The organism is Dactylosporangium siamense (assembly GCF_016862795.1).
Taxonomy (GTDB): Bacteria; Actinomycetota; Actinomycetes; order Mycobacteriales; family Micromonosporaceae; genus Dactylosporangium; species Dactylosporangium siamense.
Genome location: NZ_BONQ01000062.1, coordinates 26,665 through 48,430, shown reverse-complemented (window position 1 = coordinate 48,430; position 21,766 = coordinate 26,665). Strand labels below are relative to the sequence as shown.

Annotated in this window: 16 protein-coding genes; 12 read left to right on the top strand and 4 right to left on the bottom strand. The window is 72.5% G+C overall.

Translation table 11 applies throughout. The features are described from left to right. The first annotated feature begins 7 nt into the window (after positions 1 to 7). The 7 genes from Dsi01nite_RS21100 (at position 8) to Dsi01nite_RS21070 (ending at position 7,318) form a co-directional block, all read left to right on the top strand. Positions 8 to 790 (top strand): GNAT family N-acetyltransferase, encoded by a 783-nt coding sequence (locus tag Dsi01nite_RS21100; RefSeq protein ID WP_203847931.1) that lies wholly within the window; start codon positions 8 to 10, stop codon positions 788 to 790. Continuing rightward, entirely contained in the window at positions 787 to 1,581 is a 795-nt protein-coding gene (locus tag Dsi01nite_RS21095) for a lysophospholipid acyltransferase family protein (RefSeq protein WP_203847930.1), read from the top strand. The genes Dsi01nite_RS21100 and Dsi01nite_RS21095 overlap by 4 nt, the downstream gene beginning before the upstream one ends. Before the next feature lie 54 nt (positions 1,582 to 1,635). Further along, the gene (locus Dsi01nite_RS21090; protein ID WP_203847929.1) at positions 1,636 to 2,454 is read left to right on the top strand and encodes a DUF4097 family beta strand repeat-containing protein; all 819 of its coding nucleotides are present in this window, start codon (positions 1,636 to 1,638) and stop codon (positions 2,452 to 2,454) included. Positions 2,455 to 2,506: 52 nt separating this feature from the next. After that, positions 2,507 to 3,133 carry a PadR family transcriptional regulator gene (locus Dsi01nite_RS21085; protein WP_203847928.1) on the top strand — a complete coding sequence of 209 codons (627 nt, stop codon included), beginning with the start codon at positions 2,507 to 2,509 and terminating at the stop codon, positions 3,131 to 3,133. Positions 3,134 to 3,216: 83 nt separating this feature from the next. Continuing rightward, positions 3,217 to 3,957, top strand: coding sequence for a response regulator transcription factor (locus Dsi01nite_RS21080; RefSeq protein ID WP_203847927.1), 741 nt, complete (start codon positions 3,217 to 3,219; stop codon positions 3,955 to 3,957). An 8-nt stretch (positions 3,958 to 3,965) separates the two neighbouring features. After that, the gene (locus tag Dsi01nite_RS21075) at positions 3,966 to 5,435 is read left to right on the top strand and encodes a sensor histidine kinase (RefSeq protein WP_203847926.1); all 1,470 of its coding nucleotides are present in this window, start codon (positions 3,966 to 3,968) and stop codon (positions 5,433 to 5,435) included. Next, complete coding sequence (locus tag Dsi01nite_RS21070) at positions 5,432 to 7,318, top strand: trypsin-like peptidase domain-containing protein (protein ID WP_239136052.1); 1,887 nt, start codon at positions 5,432 to 5,434, stop codon at positions 7,316 to 7,318. The genes Dsi01nite_RS21075 and Dsi01nite_RS21070 overlap by 4 nt, the downstream gene beginning before the upstream one ends. A gap of 93 nt (positions 7,319 to 7,411) precedes the next feature. On the opposite strand, the gene glpK is transcribed toward Dsi01nite_RS21070, so the two are convergent. Beyond that, positions 7,412 to 8,884, bottom strand: coding sequence for a glycerol kinase GlpK (gene glpK, locus Dsi01nite_RS21065; RefSeq protein ID WP_203847925.1), 1,473 nt, complete (start codon positions 8,882 to 8,884; stop codon positions 7,412 to 7,414). 106 nt (positions 8,885 to 8,990) lie between these two features. Here glpK and Dsi01nite_RS21060 point away from each other — a divergent pair, with 106 nt between their 5' ends. The 4 genes from Dsi01nite_RS21060 to Dsi01nite_RS21045 all read left to right on the top strand — a co-directional run bounded on the left by Dsi01nite_RS21060 (position 8,991) and on the right by Dsi01nite_RS21045 (position 15,700). Further along, complete coding sequence (locus Dsi01nite_RS21060) at positions 8,991 to 12,341, top strand: cyclic nucleotide-binding protein (protein ID WP_203847924.1); 3,351 nt, start codon at positions 8,991 to 8,993, stop codon at positions 12,339 to 12,341. A 255-nt stretch (positions 12,342 to 12,596) separates the two neighbouring features. Then, positions 12,597 to 13,886 carry a hypothetical protein gene (locus Dsi01nite_RS21055; RefSeq protein WP_203847923.1) on the top strand — a complete coding sequence of 430 codons (1,290 nt, stop codon included), beginning with the start codon at positions 12,597 to 12,599 and terminating at the stop codon, positions 13,884 to 13,886. A gap of 74 nt (positions 13,887 to 13,960) precedes the next feature. After that, positions 13,961 to 15,217: a CehA/McbA family metallohydrolase gene (locus Dsi01nite_RS21050; protein WP_203847922.1), complete on the top strand. Its 1,257-nt coding sequence runs from the start codon at positions 13,961 to 13,963 to the stop codon at positions 15,215 to 15,217. Positions 15,218 to 15,325: 108 nt separating this feature from the next. Continuing rightward, positions 15,326 to 15,700, top strand: a complete 375-nt coding sequence (locus Dsi01nite_RS21045; RefSeq protein WP_203847921.1) for a hypothetical protein — start codon at positions 15,326 to 15,328, stop codon at positions 15,698 to 15,700. Here Dsi01nite_RS21045 and Dsi01nite_RS21040 read toward each other — a convergent pair. The 3 genes from Dsi01nite_RS21040 to Dsi01nite_RS21030 form a co-directional block, all read right to left on the bottom strand. Then, complete coding sequence (locus Dsi01nite_RS21040; protein ID WP_203847920.1) at positions 15,697 to 17,811, bottom strand: putative bifunctional diguanylate cyclase/phosphodiesterase; 2,115 nt, start codon at positions 17,809 to 17,811, stop codon at positions 15,697 to 15,699. The genes Dsi01nite_RS21045 and Dsi01nite_RS21040 overlap by 4 nt on opposite strands. A 12-nt stretch (positions 17,812 to 17,823) precedes the next feature. Further along, positions 17,824 to 18,618, bottom strand: coding sequence for an SAM-dependent methyltransferase (locus tag Dsi01nite_RS21035; protein ID WP_203847919.1), 795 nt, complete (start codon positions 18,616 to 18,618; stop codon positions 17,824 to 17,826). 103 nt (positions 18,619 to 18,721) lie between these two features. Further along, entirely contained in the window at positions 18,722 to 20,572 is a 1,851-nt protein-coding gene (locus Dsi01nite_RS21030; protein ID WP_203847918.1) for a bifunctional metallophosphatase/5'-nucleotidase, read from the bottom strand. Between the two features lie 211 nt (positions 20,573 to 20,783). On the opposite strand from Dsi01nite_RS21030, the gene Dsi01nite_RS21025 reads away from it, so the two are divergent. Beyond that, complete coding sequence (locus Dsi01nite_RS21025) at positions 20,784 to 21,728, top strand: glycoside hydrolase family 16 protein (RefSeq protein ID WP_203847917.1); 945 nt, start codon at positions 20,784 to 20,786, stop codon at positions 21,726 to 21,728. Positions 21,729 to 21,766 lie beyond the last annotated feature (38 nt).

The window sequence follows — 21,766 nt, the reverse complement described above, 5'->3', positions numbered from 1 at the left end:
CGAAAGCATGACGATTCTCGCCGTCGCCGCCGCCCCAGTCGGCGTCGACGAAACCGATCGCTACACCATCCTGGTGGCCACGGACGGTGACCAGGTCCGGGCCGCACAACGGCTCCGCTACGACGTCTTCGCCGGTGAACTGGGCGCCTCGTTGCAGTCCGGCACCCCCGGGCTGGACGTCGACGCCTTCGACGAGCACTGCGACCACCTGATCATCCGCGAGGAGCGCACCGGCGCCGTCGTCGGGACCTACCGGATGCTGCCGCCGGACCGCGCGGTGGCGGCCGGCGGGCTCTACGCCGACACCGAGTTCGACCTCAGCGGCCTGCACCAGCTGCGTGGGGGACTGGTCGAGACCGGCCGTTCCTGCGTGCACCCCGACCACCGCAGCGGTGCCGTGATCAACCTGATGTGGGCGGGGATCGCCCGCTACATGCACCTGCACGGGCACCGCTGGCTCGGCGGCTGCGCGTCGGTGCCCCTCGCCGACGGTGGCACCACCGCCGCCGGGGTGTGGGACCTGGCCCGCCGCAAGCACCTCGTCCCGCCCGCCTGGCGGGTCCGGCCGCGCAACCCCCTGGCGCTGTCCGCCGACGTGCCGGCGAAGGTGGACGTGCCACCGCTGCTCAAGGGGTACCTGCGGCTCGGCGCCTGGATCGGCGGCGAACCCGCGCACGACCCGGACTTCGACTGCGCCGACTTCTACGTGCTGCTGTCGCTGGACCGGGTCAACCCGCGATACATGCGGCACTTCCTCGGCCAGGACCTCGGACCGGGGCGAGCGGGATGACCGTCGTCGACTCCCTGTGGCTGCCGCGGTCCACGTGCGACATCAGCTGCCTGCCGGCCCGCTCCGACGAACACGTCTCCACCGCGACGATGGTGAAGCGGGTCGTCGTGACCGGGTCGGTGGTGCTGCTGGCGGTCCTCGCGGTGCCGGTCCTGGCGCTGCTGCCGCAGCGCCGGCTGATCGCCGTGCAGCGGCGGCTCGCCCGCGCGGTGCTCGCCGGGCTCGGCATCTCGCACCGGGCCGTCGGGCGGGTCCCGCAGTCCGGCGCGCTGCTGGTCGCCAACCACGTCTCGTGGCTGGACGTGGTGGTGATCCTGGCGCACGCGCCGGCGAAGCTCCTCGCCAAGCGTGAGGTGCGCCAGTGGCCCCTGATCGGCCGGCTCGCCGCGACCCTCGGCACCGTCTTCGTCGACCGGTCGCGGCCCAAGACCCTGCCGGCCACCGTCGGGCGGATCCGCGCCGAGCTCGCCGCCGGCGGTGTGGTCGCGGTCTTCCCTGAGGGCACCACCTGGTGCGGCCGGATGGGCGGCACCTTCCGCCCGGCGACGTTCCAGGCCGCGGTCGACGCGGCCGCGCCGGTCGTGCCGATGCGGCTGACGTTCGCCCAGAACGGGACGCCGACGACGGTCGCCGCGTTCATCGGCGACGAGACGCTGCTGACCTCGCTGCGCCGGGTCGTGGCCGCGCGCGGGCTGTCGATCGAGCTGAAGGCGCACGCCACGCTGTATCCGCAGGTGTCCTCGTCACGCCGGGTGCTGGCCCGCGCGGCGACCTCGGTGGTGGCCGCCTAGGTTCCCGCTGACGACAGTCGCGATGTATCGCGTTTGTCTGCTACCGTCGGTGGCATGACGACGTGGAACGTTGCCGAGCCCACGCGGCTCGAGCTCAAGGGGGAGGTCAAGGACCTCCAGGTGCGGCTGGTCGGCGGGCGGATCAACGTCGTCGGCGCCGACGGACCCGCCCGGGTCGAGGTGTCCGCGATCGGCGAACGGTCCCTCACGGTCACCCTCGACGACGACGGCGCCCTGCGCATCTCGCACGGCGCCTTCCCGAAGTGGCCCGGCCTGTTCTGGTGGATGTTCCACAGCCGGTTCAAGGTCGACGTGTCGGTCGTGGTCCCGGTGCGGACCCCCGCCGTGCTCCACACCGTCTCCGGCTCCGTCGTCGTCTCCTCGCTGCGCGCCGGCGTCCACGTCGACGCGACCAGCGCCCGGGTCACCCTCCTCGGCCTCGACGGTCGCGTCTCCGCCAAGGTGATCTCCGGCTCCGTCGAGGCGCTCACCCTCGACGGCGAGGTCGAGCTCGAGACGGTCTCCGGCGAGATCGTCGTCGCCGACTCCGCCGCCCGTAAAGTCCACGCCCGGGCGATCTCCGGCTCGATCACCTGCGACCTGGACAACCCGCCGGCCGACACCGACGTGCGGCTCGACACCGTCTCCGGCGAGATCACCGCCCGGGTCCGCGAGGACAGTGACTTGCGGGTCCACCTCAACGCCGTCTCGGGGCGGGTGGTCAGCGCCTTCCCCGGCCTCGACCGGGTCGGCCGCAACACCGTCGTCGGGCAGCTCGGCGCCGGCACCGGCCGCATCGCCGCGAACGCGACATCTGGCACGATCACGCTGTTGCGCCGGCCGGTCGACCTGGACGAGGAGAACGACTCATGAGCGACCAGCGGAGCGGCTCAGGTCGACGCCGGAGCGAAGCGGAGGTCGCGGCATGAGTGCCGTCTTCAGTCACGGGCGGCTGCGGTTGTACCTGTTGAAGCTGCTCGCCGAGGGCCCCCGGCACGGGTACGAGCTGATCCGGCTGCTCGAGAACCGCTTCCACGGCCTGTACGCCCCCTCCGCCGGCACCATCTACCCGCGCCTGCAGCGGATGGAGGCCGACGGGCTCGTCTCCCACACCGCGTCCGGCGGGCGCAAGGTCTACGACATCACCGACGCCGGCCGGGCGGAACTGGTCCAGCGCGCCGCCGAGCTGGAGACGCTCGAGACCGACATCAACGCCTCCCTCGCCGACCTGTCGACCCTCGCCGACGAGGTCGAGCAGGGCGTGCACGGCTCCGTCCGGGACCTCAAGAAGGAGCTCAAGGAGGCCGGCCGGCAGGCCCGCAGCGCACCCACCTGGGGCTGGGGCTACCCGCCGCGCCCGGGGGCGGCGGGCACGACCCGGCCCGCGCCGCCGCCCGGGGACGTCGTCGCCGAGCTCGAGGAGAAGGCCGCGCAGCTGCTCGCCGAGGTGCGCCGGCTGGCCCGGGCCGGCCGCGCCAGCCAGGAGACGATGCGTGCCACCCTCGTGGTTCTTGACGGCGCGATCGACCAGGTGCGGCGCCTCCTGCGCTAGCTTTGGAGGGTCGGGGCCATGGTTTCAGGAACTTCCCAGACAACCATCAGCCCCGCTCCAGCAGGAGGCGGAAAGATATGCGCATGGGGGTACGAGGCGGCGTCGCACAATCCGGGGGTGCTCCGTCGCCAGGCGTTGCGCAGGCTGAGGCGAGACTGCTCGTGGTCGAGGACGATCCGAACATTCGCGAGCTCCTCTCGGCCAGCCTGCGTTTCGCCGGTTTTGCGGTTGACGCGGTGACCACCGGTGCCGAGGCGGTCACCGCGGCCCGCGACAGCAAGCCCGACCTGGTCGTCCTCGACGTGATGCTGCCCGACCTCGACGGTTTCGAGGTGATCCGGCGGCTCCGCGAGGGTGGCGTCCGGCTGCCTGTCGTGTTCCTCACGGCCCGGGACGGCACCGAGGACAAGGTCCGCGGCCTCACCCTCGGCGGCGACGACTACGTGACCAAGCCGTTCAGCCTGGAGGAGCTCACCGCGCGGATCCGCGCCGTGCTGCGCCGCACCGCCGGCGACCCGGGCCCCAACCGGCTGGTCTTCCAGGACCTGGAGCTCGACGAGGAGACCCACGAGGTGTCCCGCGCCGGGCAGACGATCGCCCTGTCGCCCACCGAGTTCAAGCTGCTGCGGTATCTGATGCTCAACGCCGGCCGCGTGCTGTCCAAGGCGCAGATCCTCGACTTCGTGTGGAACTACGACTTCCGGGGCGACGACAGCATCGTCGAGTCCTACATCTCCTACCTGCGGCGCAAGGTCGACATCGCCGAACCGCGCCTGATCCACACCCTGCGCGGCGTTGGTTACGTCCTGCGCCTGCCAGTCTGAGGCCGTCGATGGTGCGGTTCATCGCGGACGTCCCGCTGCGGGTCAAACTCATCGCAGCGGTCCTCACGCTCGTCACCATGGCGCTGCTGGTGATCGGCATCGCCAGCGCGCTGGTCATGAAGAGCAGCATGTTCGACAAGGTCGACCAGCAGCTGCGGGCCATGGCCGAAACCGTCGACCTCACCCGGCTGGCCACCGCCACCAGCAACGACTCGATCCTGCCGAGCAACTACTACATCGCCTGGGTCACGCAGGTGCGCGCCGGCAAGTACGTGTCGGGCGTCGTCGGCACCCGGGCCGAGAACGACGCGCCGCCCATCCCGGACTCCGTCGAGGTGCTCTCGTCTCGCCTGGGCACGCCGTACACGGCGACGACCGCGAAGACCCATGAGCGCTGGCGGATCCTGATCATCGAGCGCCAGGCGACGCTCCTGCTCGTCGCGGAGAGCCTCTCGATGGTCGACAGCGCCGTCGACGAGCTCGTCGCCGCGGAGCTGTTCGTCGGCGCCGGCGTCCTCGTCGTCCTCGCCGCCGTCGGTGTCGCCATCGTCCGGGCCAGCCTGCAACCGCTGCGCGAGATCGAGCGCACCGCCGCCGCGATCGCCGCCGGCGACCTCACCAGACGTGTCCCGGAGAGCCCACCCGAGACGGAGATGGGCCACCTCGCCGCCGCGTTGAACGCCATGCTCGCCCAGATCGAGGGCTCCTTCAGGCTGCGCGAGGCGTCCGAGGACCGCATGCGGCAGTTCATCGCCGACGCCTCCCACGAGCTGCGCACCCCGCTGACCACGATCCGGGGCTTCGCCGAGCTGTACCGCCAGGGCGCCGCCCGCCAACCCGGCGAGACCGAGGCGCTGCTGCGGCGCATCGAGGACGAGGCCGCGCGCATGGGCCTGCTCGTCGAGGACCTCCTCATGCTGGCCCGCCTCGACCAGGAACGCCCCCTGGCCCTCGCGGACATGGACCTGCGCGTCATCGCCAGCGACGCCGTGGCCGCCGCCCGCGCCGTCGCACCCGACCGCCCGGTGGAGCTCGAGATCGAGCGCGACGAGCCGATCGAGGTCAACGGCGACGAGTCCCGCCTGCGCCAGGTCGTCGGCAACCTCGTGACCAACGCGCTGACCCACACGCCCGCCGGGACCCCGGTCGCGGTGCGCCTGCGCCGGGACGGCACCGACGCCCTCATCGAGGTCGCCGACCACGGCCCCGGCCTCACCGACGAGCAGGCCGCCCGCGTCTTCGAGCGCTTCTACCGCGTCGACAAGGCCCGCACCCGCCGCCAGGCGGGCGGCTCGCACAGCGGTAGCGGCCTCGGCCTGGCGATCGTCGCCGCGCTCGTCGCCGTGCACAGTGGCACCGTCTCCGTCTTCGTCACACCCGGCGGCGGCGCCACCTTCCAGGTGCGCCTTCCTCTCACAGCCGGTTCCCAGGGCACGGCCAGTGGTTTGCAAGGTGCCGTCGCCAAGCTCAAGTCATGAGCGAACAGCAGGGATGGGCGCCGGACCCAGCCGACCAGCAGGGTCGGGCGTCGAGCCCGGCCGCACAGCCGACCACCACGCCGGCCGACAGCACGCCCGCCGAACAGCCGGCCACCGCGCCGGTGACCCCGCCGGGCACCGCACCGGCCGCCGCGTCCGTGGACCCGGCCGCCGAGCTGGTCACCACGTCGGAAACGACGCAGCCCGCCGCTGCGTCCGTTGACCCGGCCGCGCAGCCGGTCACCACGTCGGAAACGACGCCGGCCGCGCAGTCCGCCGCCGCGTCCGTGGACCCGGCCGCGCACCTGGACACCACGTCGGACATGCAGGCCGCCGGCACCGCGGCGCCGGCCACACCGCTGGCCGCCCTGCCGGCCATGCAGCCGGCCACCCCGCAGTTCGTGACGCCGACCACCGCAGTGCCAGCCGTCGCGATGCCGCCCGCCACGACGCCGGCCGAGCCGGCGTGGCACGAGGCGCCGCACGCCTGGCCGACGAACCCCTCCGCCTCCGCCGCCGGTGCCCGCACCGCCGACCAGCGTGCCGAGCCCTCCGCCACCTGGCCCACCGCGCAGCACGCCACCCCCGCCGCGGGCGACGCCGGGCCCGCCGCGCGGCACGGCATGGCCGCGACTCAAGACTTCCGGGGCGCCGCCGAGGGCTCCGGCCAGACCTGGCCCGCGTCGCAGCACACCGCTCCGCAGCCCGGCCCCCTCCACGCCGCCGGGCAGCCCGGGACGCACGCCGCGACCGGACAGCCCGGACCTCTGCACCCGGCCGGACAGCCCGGGAACCTCCACGCCGCCGGGCAGCCAGGAACGCACGCCGCGGCCGGACAGCCCGGACCCCTGCACCCGGCCGGGCAGGCCGGACCTCTTCACCCCGCCGGGCAGCCCGGGAACCTTCATGCCGCCGGGCCGAGTGGGATGCACGCCGCCGGGACGGGTGGGCACGACCCTCGGGCCTGGGCCGCCGCGGCCGGTGCCGGGCAGGACCAGCCGCACCTGCCGACGGCGCAACTGCCGCCGCACGTGCCGCACATGCAACGGCCGCCGCAGTGGGCGCCGCAGCCACAGCCGGGTTCGGTGTTCGTGACGCCGGCGGTGCGCAGGCGCAGCCGGGTCGGGCTCGCCGTGGCCGCGATCGTCGCGGCGGTCGGGTTGTCGGCGGTGTCGGCGTTCGGCGGCGGGCTGGCGGCCCTGGAGCTGCGGCCCGACAAGTCCAACACGGTGGTGAGCGCGACGAACTCGTCCGGCTCCGCCGCGGGTGCGACGACGACCCTGTCCGACGTGGCGGCGCGGGTGCTGCCCAGCGTGGTGTCGATCAGCACCGGCAACGCCGTCGGGTCCGGGGTCGTCATCACCGACGACGGGGCGATCCTCACCAACAACCACGTGGTCGCGACGGCCCGGGGGACGACGGTGCAGGTCACGTTCTCCAACGGGCAGAGCGTCCAGGCGAAGATCGTCGGCACCGAGCCCACCAGCGATCTCGCCGTGATCAAGATCGTGGGCGGCGGGACGTACACGCCGCTCGCGTTCGGTGACAGCTCCACCGTGAAGGTCGGCGACACGGTGCTCGCCGTCGGCAGCCCGCTCGGGCTCGACGGGTCGGTCACCGCCGGCATCGTCAGCGCCGTCAACCGCACGATCGACGAGGGTGAGGACGGCCAGTCCGCCGCCGCGAACATCACCGGCGCGATCCAGACCGACGCCGCCATCAACCCCGGCAACTCCGGCGGCGCCCTGGTCAACACCGCGGGTCAGCTGGTCGGCATCAACACCGCCATCGCGACCTCGGGCAACACCGCCGGCAACATCGGCGTCGGGTTCGCCATCAGCAGCAACACCGCGAAGACCGTCGCCCAGCGCCTGCTGAGCTGACCCGCAGACTGGTTTCCCCTCCAGAAAAAGAGATCCGGTGGTGCGCCTGGCGGGGCGCCCACCGGATCTCTGCTTCGGCCACAAAACGGCGGGTCAGGCCCAGCCGAACGACCGCTCGACCGCCTTCAACCAGGAGGCGTGGCCGCGGTCGCGGGCCTCGGCGGTCATGGCCGGCGACCACTGCTGGTCGGCGCGCCACTTCTCGCGCAGGGTCTCGGTGTCGGGCCAGAAGCCGACGGCGAGCCCGGCCGCGTACGCCGCACCCAGCGCCGTCGTCTCCGACACCGTCGGGCGGACCACCGGCACGTCCAGCACATCGGCCTGAAACCCCATGAGCAGGTCACTCGCCGTCATCCCGCCGTCGACCTTGAGGGTCTCCAGGGGGACGGCGGACTCGGCCATCATCGCGTCGACGACGTCCTTGACCTGCCAGGCGGTGGCCTCCAGGGCGGCCCGGGCGATGTGACCCTTGGTGACGTAGCCGGTGAGGCCGGTGATGACACCCCGCGCGTCCGGGCGCCAGTGCGGGGCGAACAGGCCCGAGAACGCCGGCACGATGTAGCAGCCGCCGTTGTCGGTGACGGTGGCGGCCAGCTCGTTGATCTCCGGCGCCGAGTGGATGAGGCCCAGGTTGTCGCGCAGCCACTGGATGAGGGAGCCGGTGATCGCGATGGAGCCTTCGAGGGCGTACACCGGCGGAGCGTCGCCGATGCGGTAACCGACGGTGGTCAGCAGGCCGCGCGTGCTCGGGACCGGCTGGTGCCCGGTGTTGAGGAGCAGGAAGGAGCCGGTGCCGTAGGTGCACTTCGCCTCGCCCGGGGCGAAGCACGCCTGGCCGAACAGGGCCGCCTGCTGGTCGCCGAGCGCGCTCGCCACCGGCACACCGTGCAACAGCGTCGTCGCCTCGCCGTAGACGTGTGACGAGGGGCCGATCTGCGGCAGCATCGCACGGGGGATGCCGAACGCGGACAGCAGCTCCTCGTCCCAGTCGAGGGTCGCGAGGTTCATCAGCATCGTGCGGCTGGCGTTGGTGACGTCCGTGACGTGCCGGCCGGTGAGCTTCTCGATGAGCCACGTGTCGACGGTGCCGAAGTGGATCTCGCCGGCCTCGGCGCGGGCCCGCAGACCAGGCACGTTGTCCAGCAGCCAGACGACCTTCGGCGCGGCGAAGTACGTGGCCAGGGGCAGCCCGCACCGTTCGCGGAACCGGTCCGGACCTGCGTCGCCGGCGAGGGAGCGGATCAGGGCGTCGGTGCGGGTGTCCTGCCAGACGATCGCCGGGTGCACCGGCTCGCCTGTCTCGGCGTCCCACAGGATCGTGGTCTCGCGCTGGTTGGTGATGCCGATGGCGGCGACATCGGCGCGGGAGAGGCCCGCCTGGTCCAGCGCGCGGGTCGACACGGCCTGGACCTGGTGCCAGATCTCGACGGGGTCGTGCTCGACCCAGCCGGGGCGGGGGAAGCTCTGGTGGTGTTCGCGCTGGTCAAGCGCCACGATGGCGCCGTCGGCGTCGAACACGATCGCACGGGAGGAGGTCGTGCCCTGGTCGATGGCGAGGATGTACACGGTGCCATCTTCGCCGAAGAGTTGTCACGTTCGGGACGGAACCTTCCCGAGGTGGCGGATGCGGCTTACGCTGCCTGCCGGAACAGTGGCCCTATCAGGAGCGATCGTGGCCGTCATCGAGACGCGCATCAGTGTCTGGGAGGCCCTCGCCGGGCGCGCCCCTGGGGTCCCCGTTGCCCCAGCCGACTCAGGTCTGTGGCAGGCCGTCACGGACCGGCTCAACCCTGCTCGTGCCCGTCCGGTCCTCCGCGCGGAGGTCGAGGCGGTCACCCTGACGTCGGCCCGCGGCGTCGACTACGTGATGGTGCGCTCGCCCGACCGCGGCGAGGCCTGCTACCTGCGGCTCACGCCCGACGAGTGGAGCCTGGCGCAGCTGATGGACGGCAGCCGCACCGTCGCGCGGCTCGTCGCCGACTTCGCCCGCATCTCCGGGCGGCTCGCGCCCGACCAGGTCACCCGGGTCGTCGCCGACCTCGCCGGCAACCGCATGCTCCACGAGCTGCCCGTCGACGCGTTCCACCGGCTGCAGCGGGTGCACCGGCGGCCGTGGCCGATCCGGCTCGGCAAGGCGCTCCTCGCGACCGCGCAGGGCCGCCGGGTCGTCATCGCCCGCGTCGACCCGGTCGTCACGTTCCTCTACAAGGCCGGCGGCCGGCTGTTCTTCACCCGGATCGTCGCCGTGCTCGCGGGCCTGGTCGCCCTCGCCGGGCTCGGCGTGTTCGTCTTCAACTGGTTCCGCGCCGACCAGTCGGTGTTCCTGACCCAGGACTCGTACTTCACCGGTGCCCTGGTGCTGCTCGGCCTCAATGTGGTCGCGCTGGCCTGCCATGAGCTCGGGCACGCGCTGGGGGCCAAACACGCCGGCCGCAAGGTTCCGGTCGCCGGTTTCCTGGTGTACTTCGGGATCCCGTCCGTGTTCGTCGACACCACCGACGTGTGGATGGCCGGCCGGCGGGCCCGGATCGTGACCACCGTCGCCGGACCGGCCACCGGCCTGGTCCTCGCCGGTGCCTGCCAGCTGGTCGGGCTGTTCTACCCCGAGCTGCAGCCGTGGACGTTCAAGCTGGCGTTCGCGTGGTACCTCAACGCGCTGTTCAACCTGAACCCGTTCATGGCCCTCGACGGCTACTACCTGCTCATGGACTGGCTCGAGGTGCCCAACCTGCGGGCCCGCGGCCTGGCCTGGGTCCTCGCCCGCCTGCGCCGGCGCCCGCCCCGCTTCGGCGAGCTCGACCGGGAGGGCCGCCTCGTCGCCCTGTACGGCATGCTCGCCGTCGTCTGGCTCGCCATCGCGGTGAACCTGATCTACCGGATCTACACCGACCGGGTCGCGGGCGTCGTCACCGGCCTGTGGAACGCCGGCTGGCTGGCCCGGGCGCTGCTCGCCGTCATCGTCGCCGGGCTGCTCGCCCCACTGGTGTACCTGCTGTTCTCCTGGCTGCGCCGGCGTGGCCGGCGGGTCCGGGACCGGCTCGGGGAGCGCAAGCTGTCCCGGGACGAGCCGCGCCGGCTCGCCGCCCTGCGCGGCTCGGGCCTCGCCGACCTGCCGCCGGCCGCGCTCGCCAAGCTCGCCGAACAGGCCCGGTGGGTGCACCCGCGCACCGGTGAGCAGCTGGTCTTCGCCGGTGCCGCGCAGCAGTCGGTGTACGTCGTCGTCAACGGCGCCCTGGAAGCGCGCCGTCCCGGCGACCCGACCGGCACCGTGCGGGAACGCGTCGGCAAGGGCGGCGTCGTCGGCCTCGCCAACGCGCTCACCGGCGCGCCGGCCGCGCTCGGCTGGCTGACCGCCGGCACGACCCTCCTGGCCATCCCGCCGTCGACGGTCGCCGCCGCCGTCGGCCCGCTGTCCGGCCCGCCGCCGGTGGAGTGGGCCGAGCTGGAGGCCCTGCTCGCGGAGGCGCCGGCGCTGTCCGGCCTCGGCCCGGAGGACCGCCTCGGGCTCATGACCCGCGCCCAGCCCGCGCAGCTGGTGCCGGGCCAGCCGGTGCACCTGCGCAGCGGCGCCGACGCGATCGTCGTCGCCTCCGGCTCGCTGCTGCTGCCCGAGGGCGTCCAGCTCGGCCGCGGCGCGATGATCGGACCGTACGGCGACGACCCGCCCGGCCAGGTCGCCACCGCCCGTTCCGCCGCCCGGGTCTGGGTGCTGCCCGCCGTCGCCGGGCTGCCGCTGCTCATCGGCGGTCCCGCGCCGCACGGCCCGGTCGCCGGGGGGCGCGCGCCGTCCTCGGGCGCCCACCCGCCGGCGGTGTACCCGCCCCTCGCGGCGCCGCCCGGCGTCTACGGCAAGACCGACGAGTCCATCGACAAGCGCTTCGAACGCAAACTGTGGTGGCTGCTGGTGCTGCTGCTGCTGTTCGCGATCTTCCTGACCGGCAGCAACCTCTTCTCCGCGCCCGTGTGGGCGGAGATGCCGACCGACCGGGCCCTCATCACCGTCACCCGGGGACAGGCCACGGTCCGGATCAACGGCGAGGACCGCACGCTGCGCCGCGACGGCAAGATGTACGTCGAGCAGGGCGACACCGTCACCGTCGCGGACCGCTCGACGGCCACGATGACCTTCCGCGGCGGCAGCGTCACGGTCCTGTGCGCGGGCTCCCGCCTCGACGTCGGCGAACTGGTCAGCTCGGTCGACCGCCGCCCGATCCAGCCCACCGGCGCGTTGCTGCTGCGCTCCGGCCGGACCCTGGTCGACACCACCAGCACCACGACCGCCTTCGACCCGCTCAAGCTCACGGTCACCGGCGCCGGCGATCAGATCGTCAACGACGGGCGGGCCAGGTTCGCGCTGGCCGCGGGCAACGGGTCGCCGGAGGTCGCCTCCGGCGTGGTCACCCAGGGCGGCTCGGCCGTCACGGTGGACCCGTCGGCGGACCTTACCTGCGGCGACGGGGTCGCGCTGCCGAAGCCCGGTGGCACGCCGACCGTGCAGCCGACACCGTCGGACACGCCGTCGGAGTCGCCGTCCGCGTCGCCGTCGGTCTCGGACAGCGCGTCGCCGTCCGCGTCCGCCACGCCGGGCACCACCCCGACGAAGACGAAGACGCCCGGTCCGACCCGGACGACCGCCGGCCCTCCGCCACCGACCACCACCACAGCGCCGCCGCCGCGGGACACCACCAAGCCGACGGTCCGGCTGACCTTCACGGACCCGAAGCAGAACTACATCTATCCGCCCGGATGCAAGTACGGCGGCCCGAGCACCGTGCCGCTGACGGTGTACGCGGTGGACTCCGTCGACCCCACCTCGACGCTGAAGGTCTCGATCAGCGCCAGGGTGGGCAGCGGTTCGGCGAAGTACAACGGCGACGGCAAGACGTTCTCCGCCAGTTACGGTGGGGTGAACCTCCGGGCCGACACGACCATCGTCGTCACGGCGACGGCGACGGACCCCGCGGGCAACGCCGGCTCCGCATCGATCACTGTCACCTACTACTCGCAATGCATCGTCGGTTAAGGGAGCTCGAACGTGCTTTGTTGGTTCTGCGCCAAGGCGGCGCGGGGGTCGTGCCGGTTCTGCGCGCGTGGGTTGTGTGAGGACCACGCGAAGTTCGGCCCGTACCTGCTGGAGGTGCACCGTTCGCAGAGTCGCGGCCGGGCCGAGGGCCTGGTCGTGGAGGACGCCGTGCAATGCGGCACCTGCCGTCCGCGTCCGCAGCCCGTGCCGATGCCCGAGCTCGACTGACCGACGCCAACCTGGGGGACTGTTCCGATGAGCGACTTCGACGACGTACTCGAGCGACTGCTGACCGACCCCGGCTTCCAGGCCCGCCTGGCCGCCGACCCGGCGGGCGCGCTCGCCGGGTACCAGCTGAGCGCCGATGAGCTGGAGCTGCTCCAGGCACAGGTCGGCGGCGGCGATGGCGGGCAGTCCCGGGTCGAGCAGCGCACGAGCAAGGCCAGCATGTTCGGCCTGTTCTCCTCGATCGGTTCGGGCATCGGCGACGTCGTCCACGGCCACGGCCAGGGCCTGGGCGACACCGCCGGGCACGGTGCGGGCCCCGGGCAGAGCGCGGCCCGGGGGCTGGGCGCGCTGGAGCAGTCCGGCGGGCGGCACGCCGCCGTCGAGCCCTCCCATCAGGGCGGCCTCGCCGGGCACATCCACGGCGCCGTCGAGCATGGTGCGCAAGGGGTTGGTGCGCACGCCTCCGCCGGCGGGGTCGAGGCGCACGCCGGTCCCGGCGGGGCGTCCGCGTCCGCGGGGATCGCGGACGCCCGCAGCGGCGGCTACGGCAGCGAGGGGCTCGACGAGGCGCAGGGCGGCGCGGGCAGCGCCGGTCTGGCCGAGGCGCCGGAGGGCGGGCCGCGCGTTTACGCGTCCGCGGGGTACGGCGGCGAGGGCAGCGCGGGCATCGCCGAGGCACCCGACCCGCAGGCGTCCGGGGGCGCGGGGCTGGCCGAGGCGGACCCGTACACCGCCCAGGGACACGGCGTCACGGGCCACGTCACGGAGGTCCACTCCAGCAGCCAGGGCACCGTGTACCGCTCCAGCACCGCCGGCCTCGGCCAGGGCGACGGCTCCGCCGGCCTCGGCCAGGGCGAGGGCTCCGCCGGGCTCGGGTCGGCCGACGGCGGGGCGGGCAGTGGCCGGCACGGCATCGGTGGTGCCCTGGACGGGCTCGAGGCCGCCCGCGGGGGCTCCCCGGTCGCGCCGCCGCCCGGCGCCGAGGGTGGCCACGGCGTCACCGGTGGCCTGGCCGGCGCGCTGCAGCACGGCGTCGGCGGCGGTGTCGGGCAGGCGCCCACCGACGGCTACCACACCAGGGTCGACTGGGACGGCGACGGGAAGTGGGACCAGCACACGTACGTGAACCGGGCCGACGGCGGCGTCGACATCGTGGTGGACGCCGACGGTGACGGCCGGGCCGACTTCGTCGGGCACGACACGGACCGGGACGGCCTCATCAACTCCTCCGAGCTCGACACCAACGACGACGGCGTGATGGACCAGCGGTACGAGGACCTCAACGGCGACGGCTGGCTGGACCGCCGCACCCGCTGAAATGTGAACGGATTTCAGCTGGCGGACATCAACGTGTATCGACGCGTTGCGCCGGGTGGCGTTGGCTGTGAGGCATGACACATGACCACTCCCACGGTGATGACCACTCCCACGGTGTCGACCGCCGGGGCCTGCTCGCGGCGGGCGCCGGCGGCCTGCTGCTGCTCGCCGCGCCCGGCTCCGCATACGCCGCGGAGAGCCGGACCGCACGCGCGGAGACCGGCACCGCCGCCACCGTCGGTGCCGGCCCGGCCGCGCTGACCGGTGCCGCCCGCGCCTCGGCGATCACCGCCGGCACCGCGCTGGTCCACGCCGACCTGCACAACCACACCGTCATGTCCGACGGCGACGGCGACCCCAACCTGGCCTTCGCCTCGATGCGCTCGGCCGGGCTGGACGTCGCGGCGCTCACCGACCACGCCACGCTGTTCTCCATCAGCGGCCTGTCGAAGTCGGAGTGGGACCGCACCGGCGCCCTCGCCAACGCCGCCGACGACCCCGGCAACTACACCGCGATCCGCGGCTTCGAGTGGTCGCACCCGCTGCTCGGCCACGTCAACGTCTGGTTCACCAACGGCTTCACCGATCTCGGCGGCTCGAGCAACATGGGCGGCCTGTACAACTGGATCGTCGGCAACGGCGGGGTGGCCAGCTTCAACCATCCGGGCCGCGAGATCGCCCGCTTCGGCAACTTCTCCTACTCCGCCGCCGCCCGGGACGCGATGGTCAGCCTGGAGATGTTCAACCGCGGCGACGACTACCTCTTCGACGGGTGGTCGGAGGGACGCACGTCGGCGCTCAACGCGTGCCTGAACGCCGGCTGGCGGACCGGCATCAGCGGCGTCTCCGACGAGCACGGCACCGACTGGGGCTTCCCCGAGGGCAAGGGCCGCACCGGGCTGTGGGTGACGCAGAACACCCGCGCCGGCGTCCTGGAGGCGATGCGGGCCCGGCGGTTCTTCGCCACCCGGGTCTCCGGCCTGCGGGTCGACGCCACCGCCAACGACGTGCGGATGGGCGGCGTGCTGCCCCTCGCCAGGGGTGACGTGCGCTTCGCCCTGGACCTCAACCGGGGCCCGGACTGGGACGGCAAGCCGATCCGCGTGCAGGTGCTGCGCCCCGGGGTCACGGCCCCCACGGTGGCCGACGTCATCGACACGGTCGCCAACCAGGTCGTGCGGTTCACGGTGCCGCTGGACGCGGCGATGGGCAACTGGGTGGTGCTGCGCGTCTCCGACCCCACCCAGCCCAACCCGAGCCCCGGCCCCAACGGTCACCCCTGCAACGACTTCGGCCTCGCATACTCCAGCCCCTGGTGGCTCCAGCCCTGAAAAGGCCTTGCCAAGGCGCCTGAAACCGGTCGTGGCACGTTTCGGGGATCAGCCGATCGGCCGATCGGCCTACCGTTGCCCAGGTAACCAACCAACCGGGAGCGGGCCATGAGCGACTTTGACATCGACTGGGAGATGGAGGACGGCCTCCACGTCGACCATGACGGTGGCGCTGACCTGCTCTCCTCCGACCAGCAGTTCGCAGAGCACCACGACGCGTTCGACGCCGGCGGCCAGGAGGGCGAGCACGCCACCCTGGACGGCGACGTTCTGGGCGACTATCAGGACGAGCAGCCGAGCTTCGGCGACGTGAGCGACGAGTCGCAGTACATCGACGAGACCGACCTACCGGAGTTCCAGTTCGACCCGGGCTTCAGCGACGGGTCCTACGACCTGATCGGCGCCGACCGGCACGAGGCGGACCTGTGGTCGCAGCTGATGGTCGACATGAACGAGGACGTCAACCCGTACGCGGCGAACTAGAGCTTGATCGCTGACGCGGGGCCGGAGCTCGCGTAGTACCAACCCTGAGCGGTGTCACAACCGAGGGCCAGCAGCCGGTCGGCCTGTTCGGCCGTCTCGACGCCCTCGGCTGTGACGCTCAGGTTCAGCGCGTGCGCGAGCCCGATCACCGCGGCGATGATCTTCTGGTCGACCGGGTCGGCGCCCTCCGGCGGGCGCAGCCCGGCGACGAACGAACCGGCCAGCTTCAGGCTGTGCACGGGCAGGTGCCGCAGGTAGGCGAAGTTGCTGTAGCCGGTGCCGAAGTCGTCGATCGCGATCCGCGGCCCGAGCGCGGCGAGGGCGTTGAGCGCCTCCGTCGGCTCGCCGCCGCTGCCCATGACGGCGCTCTCGGTCAGCTCCAGCTGCAGCCGGTCCGGGGCCAGCCCGGTCTGCTCCAGGATCGCCTTCACGTCCCGCACGATGGTGCGGTCGCGCATCTGGCGGACCGCCAGGTTGACGCTCATCAGCGGCGCCTTCGCGCCGTGCTCCGCCTGCCACCGCGCGGCCTGCTTGCACGCCTCGTGCAGCACCCACCGGCCGAGCGGCACGATCAGTCCCGTCTCCTCGGCCATGCCGATGAACGCGTCCGGGCCGAGCACCCCGAAGCGCGGGTGGCGCCACCTGACCAGGGCCTCGACGCCGATGGTGACCGCGTCGCCGAGGCGGACCAGCGGCTGGTACTCCACGAAGAACTCGCGCCGTTCGAGCGCGGCCGGCATGCTGGCCGACAGCTCGTAGCGGGTCACCTCGCGGGCGTGGCGCTCGGCGTCGAAGAGCGCGAGCCGGTTGCGCCCGTCGGCCTTCGCCCAGTAGAGGGTCGTGTCGGCGGCCTTCATCAGCTCGCCGGTGCTGGTGCCGCGCAGTGGCTGCTCGACCACGCCGATGCTGGCCGAGATGCTGATCTCGTGCCCGCCGACGTGGACCGGCGCCCGGACGGTGTCCAGGGCCCGCTCGGCGACCGCGACCACGTCGTCGGTGCCTTCGGAGCGCTCGATGAGCACCACGAACTCGTCGCCGCCCATCCGGGCGACCAGCTGGCCGTCGCCGGAGATGGAGCGGGCGAGCCGCCGGGCAACGGTCTGCAGCAGCTGGTCGCCGACGTCGTGGCCGAGGGTGTCGTTGATGACCTTGAACCCGTCGACGTCGAGGTAGCAGACGCCGACGCGGGAGCCGGCCTCCTCCTCGGCGCCGGCGAGCAGCTCCGCGAGGCGGTCGAAGAACATCGTCCGGTTCGGCAGCTGGGTCAGCGGGTCGTGCAGGGCCTGGTGGCGCAGGCGCAGCTGGAGCAGGTACCGCTCGGTGATGTCCTCGAACATCGCGACCAGCCACTTCGGCTCGCCGTCCTCGTCGCGGATGATCGAGGCGACGAGGTCGGTCCAGACCTGGTGGCCGTCCTTGTGCAGGTACGGCTTCTCGATGCGGAACTGGTCCCGCCCGCCGGAGAGCAGCTCCTCGAACATGCCGGCGGCGACCGGCGGGTCCTGCGGGTGCACGAAGTCCTCGAACGTCATCAGCCGCAGCTCGTCGGAGCTGTAGCCGAGCATGTCGCACAGCGCCTGGTTGACCTCGATGACCTGCCCGTCGACGGTGCTGACGCTCATCCCGATGGCGGCGCCGGCGAAGATCGCCCGGAACCGGGCCTCGCTGACGCGGCGGCTCTCCTCGGCGCGGGCCCGGGCCCACAGCGCCGCGGTGCGGATCTCCTCCTGCTCGTCGAGGACCCGGTCGCGCAGCGCCTGGGCGTAGCCGGCGGCGAGCGCGCCCTGGATCTCCGCGACCCGGCGGGTGGGTGCCTTCGCGAACTGCTCGGCGATCACCGCGACGGTCCGCTCGAGCGTGGTCGGCTCGGTGAAGTGCGTGGCGACGAGGGTGGAGCCGACCTCGCGCACGTCGTCGGGGTCGAACGTCTCGGCGGTCAGGGCGTGGATCAGCCGCGATGACAGGGCGGTCAGGAAGTCCTGCACCTCGAGCCCGTTCATCGACACGTAGCTGGTGCCGGCGATGGCCAGCGACCAGCTGCGGGCCAGCCGCTCGGCGGCTCGGTCACGCGGGCGGTCCCACGACGTCGGCGTGGGGCTGAGGGCGGTCATGATCAGTGGGTGCTAGTCCTTGCGGGCGACGGCGGCGCAGCCGATCGCGTCGCCGTCGGGTGCGGTCTCGGTGCCGGGGTCCGGGCGCCAGTCGTAGGTCGCGACCACCCCCGGCTCCAGGATCGTCAGGTCGCCCAGCAGCGTCGCGACCTCCTGGCTGCTGCGCAGGATCAGCGGCGTGGGGGACTTGCGGTACATCTCCTTGGCCGCCTCCTCGGCGGGGGTGAGCGGCCGGTCGAGGCCCGCGTGGGACAGCACGATGTGGCTGCCCGGCACGCCGGCGGCCGCGTAGCCGGCGACGATGTCGGCCGGGCGCTCCTCGTCGGGGACGAAGTGCAGCACCGCGGCGAGGAGGAACGCGATCGGCTGGGTGAAGTCGAGCAGGCCCTGCACCTGCGGCGTGGCGAGCACGTCGGCCGGGGCGCGCAGGTCGGCGGCGACCACGGCGGTGCCCGGCACGTCGGCGAGGATTGCGCGGCTGTGCGCCACCGCCACCGGGTCGTGGTCGACGTAGACGACCTTGCCGCCGGGCACGAGCTCGTGCACGTTGCCCACCGTCGGGATGCCGGAGCCGAGGTCGATGAACTGCTGGATGCCCTGACCGGCGAGCATGGTGACGGCGCGGCGCAGGAACGCGCGGTTGCTGCGGGTCAGCGGTGCCACGGCGGGCATGACCTTGAGGATCTGCTCGGCGAACGCCCGGTCGGCGGCGAAGTTGTGGGACCCGCCGAGGTAATAGTCATAGACGCGGGCCACGCTCGGCTGGTCGAGATCCACATCCGCGGGTGCCCAGCTCGGTCGCTCCACCGATCAACACCTTTCGACGTCGGTCCTTCAGTTCAGAGGCGCCTGCGAGCATACGTGTGGGCGGGCACGAGCAACACCCGCAGCCCGCCCACACGGTCATCTATCAGGCGATCTTCGTGATCCGGTCACCCGGGCCCGGTGCGATCGCACCCGGCGCGAGATACGCGGTGAGGGCGTCGACATCGAAGCCCGGCGCGTACACCCGCGTGGCGGACGGCTGGTTCAGGTTGCTGAACCCGTCGCCGCCGTTGGCCAGGAAGTCGTTCGTGGTCAGCTGGTACGTCGCGGCCGGGTCGATCGGCGTGCCGTTCAGCGTGATGTTGCTGATCTTCGAGCCGAGCGGGGCCGACGCGCTGTAGGTGTAGGTGAAGCCGGCCGACACCTGCAGGATCTTCTGCGTGGTCTGCCCCTCGAAGCCGGTGAACTGCTGCTCGAGGACCTTCTTGAGCTGGGCGCCGCTGATCGGCTGGGTCACGACCAGGTTGTTGAACGGCTGGACCGTGAAGGCCTCGCCGTAGGTGACCTGGCCGGGCGCCTCGCCGCCGGGGGAGTTGGCGTAGATCAGCGACTGGCGGATGCCGCCCGGGTTCATGAGCGCGACCTGCGCGCCCGCCGAGGCGGTGTACTTGAGCTGGGCGTCGGCGATCACGTCACCGAGCGTCGACTCGCCGCTGGCCAGCGCGATGTTGGTGATGTCGGCGGTGATGCTGCCGACGACCTTGTTGGCCAGCGGCGCGACGGCCGTGCGGTACTTGTCGGCGATGGCCTTGATCTTCGGGTCGACCAGCGCGGCGTTGCGGACGAAGTTGCCCGCCGCGTCCTTCTGCCACGTGCCGTCGGCGAGCTTGACGCCGTTCTCGACGATGACGTTGGTCGCCGACGCGTCGACGAACTTGCGCGACTTCTTGTCCAGCGACACGCGGATGTCGGTGACCAGGGTGCCGGCGGTGCCGGCGCTCGTCACCAGCGAGTTGGCGCCGGAGGAGTTCGGCAGCTCGCAGGTGTAGAAGCGGTGCGTGTGACCGGACACGACGACGCCGTAGGCCGGGTTGAGGCCCTTGACGATGTCGGTGATCGGGCCGGCGAAGTTGGCGCAGCCGGACGGGTCCAGCGGCGCGGGCGGGCTGCTCTGCAGGCCACCCTCGTGGATCAGCAGCACCATCGACTTGATGCCGAGCCAGCTCAGGACGGTCGCGTACTGGTTGGCCGTCTGCACCTCGTCGCGGAAGTCGACGTTCTTGATGCCGGCCGGGTTGACGATGCCGGGCGTGCCCTCGAGGGTCATGCCGACGTACGCGACCGGGACGCCGTCGTAGAACTTGATCGTGAAGGGCAGCAGGATCGGCAGCTTGTTGGACTTGTTGGTGACGTTGGCCGCGAGGTAGGGGAACTTCGCGCCGGCGAAGCCGTCGCCGTCCTGGCAGCCGTCGACGGGGTGGCAACCGCCGAACTGGATGCGCTTGAGCTCGTCGACACCCTCGTCGAACTCGTGGTTGCCGACGGAGGAGATGTCGACGCCCATCGCGTTGAGGACCTCGATCGCCGGCTCGTCGTGGAACGCGGCGCTGACCAGCGGGGTGGCCCCGATGCTGTCGCCGGCCACGACCGTGTCGCTGTTGCGGACGCCGTCGGCCTTCGCCGCGTCGCGCAGCTTGGTCAGCCAGGTGCTGAGGTATTCGGCGCCGCCTGCCGGGGTGCCGTTGATGAGGCCGCCGCTGCCGAGCGGCGCGTCGATGTTGCCGTGGAAGTCGTTGAACCCGAGCAGCTGAGCGGAGGTCGTCGGCCCGGTCTTCTGGGAGAACGACACGTTGGCCGGCGTGAGCGGAGTCCAGCGGTCGGTCTGTTCCGGCGCGCCGGACTTGGCTAAGGGCAGGAGGGCGACAACCGCGATGGCGAGCGTCGGCACCGTGAGGTGCTGAGCGATCCGCCACCCGCGGGCGCGGGGCTGGGCCATGATCTCTCCTTCGGAAGACATGCGTCGCCGGCCATCCTTCCGTAGCCGTCTATCCCGCACGAGCGTCTGTCGGAGTCGGATGGGTTGCATGCGGGTGAATGCGAGGGTCCGTATCCGATCGGGCCGCCAAGTACGCACGATCGTCGACGCTCCGCGATGCTGTGCGGACGCAAGGTATCCGGTAGGTTCTGCCAGTGAGGGGGCTGACACCATGCTGAGGCGGGCCGCGACCATGTTGGTCGTCGTCGCGTCCGCGATGTGGGTGGCCCCCGCGCCGGTCCTCGCCGTGGAGCCGAGTGACTGGCAGCCGGTCTTCTCCGAGTCCTTCGACGACTCCGGTGCGCTGCCGCCGGGCTGCGCCGCCTACGACGGCGTCTCGGACGGCACGTCCGACGGGGTCGCCGAGGGGGGCGCCGGCGGCGCCTCGGCGAGCTACTTCCGGCCCGAGGCGGTGACCGTCTCCGGCGGGAAGCTGCACCTCGCCCTGCACCGGCGGGCCTATGGCGGCAAGGCGTTCGTGACCGGCGAGCTGCGCTGCCTCGGCGCGGCCCAGCAGTTCGGGCGGTATGAGTTCCTGGCCAGAGTGCCGCTGGGCGCGGGGATCTCGTCGATCGCCATGCTGCGCCCGGTCGACCAGCAGGTCGCCCAGCACACGTCGCAGCTGGAGATCACCGCCCAGCCCGGCGAGGAGAAGGCCCTGGTGCGCAACGGTTCCGGTGCCGGCACCTCCGTGCGGACGCTGCCCGGCCCGTTCAGCGACTGGCACTCCTATGCGATCGAGTGGTCGCCGGCGGGCTTCAAGGTGTTCGTCGACGGCAAGGAACGCGTCGCCGACCCGGCCGTCTCCACGGCGCAGCGCTGGTTCGGCTTCGCCGTGACCACCAGCGGGTCCGCCACCCCCGGCACGTCGACGGCGCTGCCGGCGGAGTTCCAGATCGATTTCCTGCGCGTCTATGCGCTCGCGCCCGGTTCGTCGCTGCCGGCGGTCGCCGCGCAACCGTCCACTGTGACCAACGCGGTGCCGGGCACGCCACGCGGGCACCGGTGGTCGCTGTGGCTCGCGGTGGCGGCGACGGTGATGGCCGCCGTCGCCCTGTTCGTCCTGGTCGTGCACAAGACCCGCCCGCACCGCCCGCCGCCCTCCCACCGGGCGTAGATTCCGCTTGCCGCGTAGCCGCCCAGAGCGAACAGGGC

Bases quoted from the DNA above. Each gene is read 5' to 3' on its own strand.
- Dsi01nite_RS21100 (WP_203847931.1), top strand. From the start codon at position 8: ATGACGATTCTCGCCGTCGCCGCCGCCCCAGTCGGCGTCGACGAAACC.
- Dsi01nite_RS21095 (WP_203847930.1), top strand. From the start codon at position 787: ATGACCGTCGTCGACTCCCTGTGGCTGCCGCGGTCCACGTGCGACATC.
- Dsi01nite_RS21090 (WP_203847929.1), top strand. From the start codon at position 1,636: ATGACGACGTGGAACGTTGCCGAGCCCACGCGGCTCGAGCTCAAGGGG.
- Dsi01nite_RS21085 (WP_203847928.1), top strand. From the start codon at position 2,507: ATGAGTGCCGTCTTCAGTCACGGGCGGCTGCGGTTGTACCTGTTGAAG.
- Dsi01nite_RS21080 (WP_203847927.1), top strand. From the start codon at position 3,217: ATGGGGGTACGAGGCGGCGTCGCACAATCCGGGGGTGCTCCGTCGCCA.
- Dsi01nite_RS21075 (WP_203847926.1), top strand. From the start codon at position 3,966: ATGGTGCGGTTCATCGCGGACGTCCCGCTGCGGGTCAAACTCATCGCA.
- Dsi01nite_RS21070 (WP_239136052.1), top strand. From the start codon at position 5,432: ATGAGCGAACAGCAGGGATGGGCGCCGGACCCAGCCGACCAGCAGGGT.
- Dsi01nite_RS21055 (WP_203847923.1), top strand. From the start codon at position 12,597: ATGAGCGACTTCGACGACGTACTCGAGCGACTGCTGACCGACCCCGGC.
- Dsi01nite_RS21050 (WP_203847922.1), top strand. From the start codon at position 13,961: ATGACACATGACCACTCCCACGGTGATGACCACTCCCACGGTGTCGAC.
- Dsi01nite_RS21045 (WP_203847921.1), top strand. From the start codon at position 15,326: ATGAGCGACTTTGACATCGACTGGGAGATGGAGGACGGCCTCCACGTC.
- Dsi01nite_RS21040 (WP_203847920.1), bottom strand. From the start codon at position 17,811: ATGACCGCCCTCAGCCCCACGCCGACGTCGTGGGACCGCCCGCGTGAC.
- Dsi01nite_RS21030 (WP_203847918.1), bottom strand. From the start codon at position 20,572: ATGGCCCAGCCCCGCGCCCGCGGGTGGCGGATCGCTCAGCACCTCACG.
- Dsi01nite_RS21025 (WP_203847917.1), top strand. From the start codon at position 20,784: ATGCTGAGGCGGGCCGCGACCATGTTGGTCGTCGTCGCGTCCGCGATG.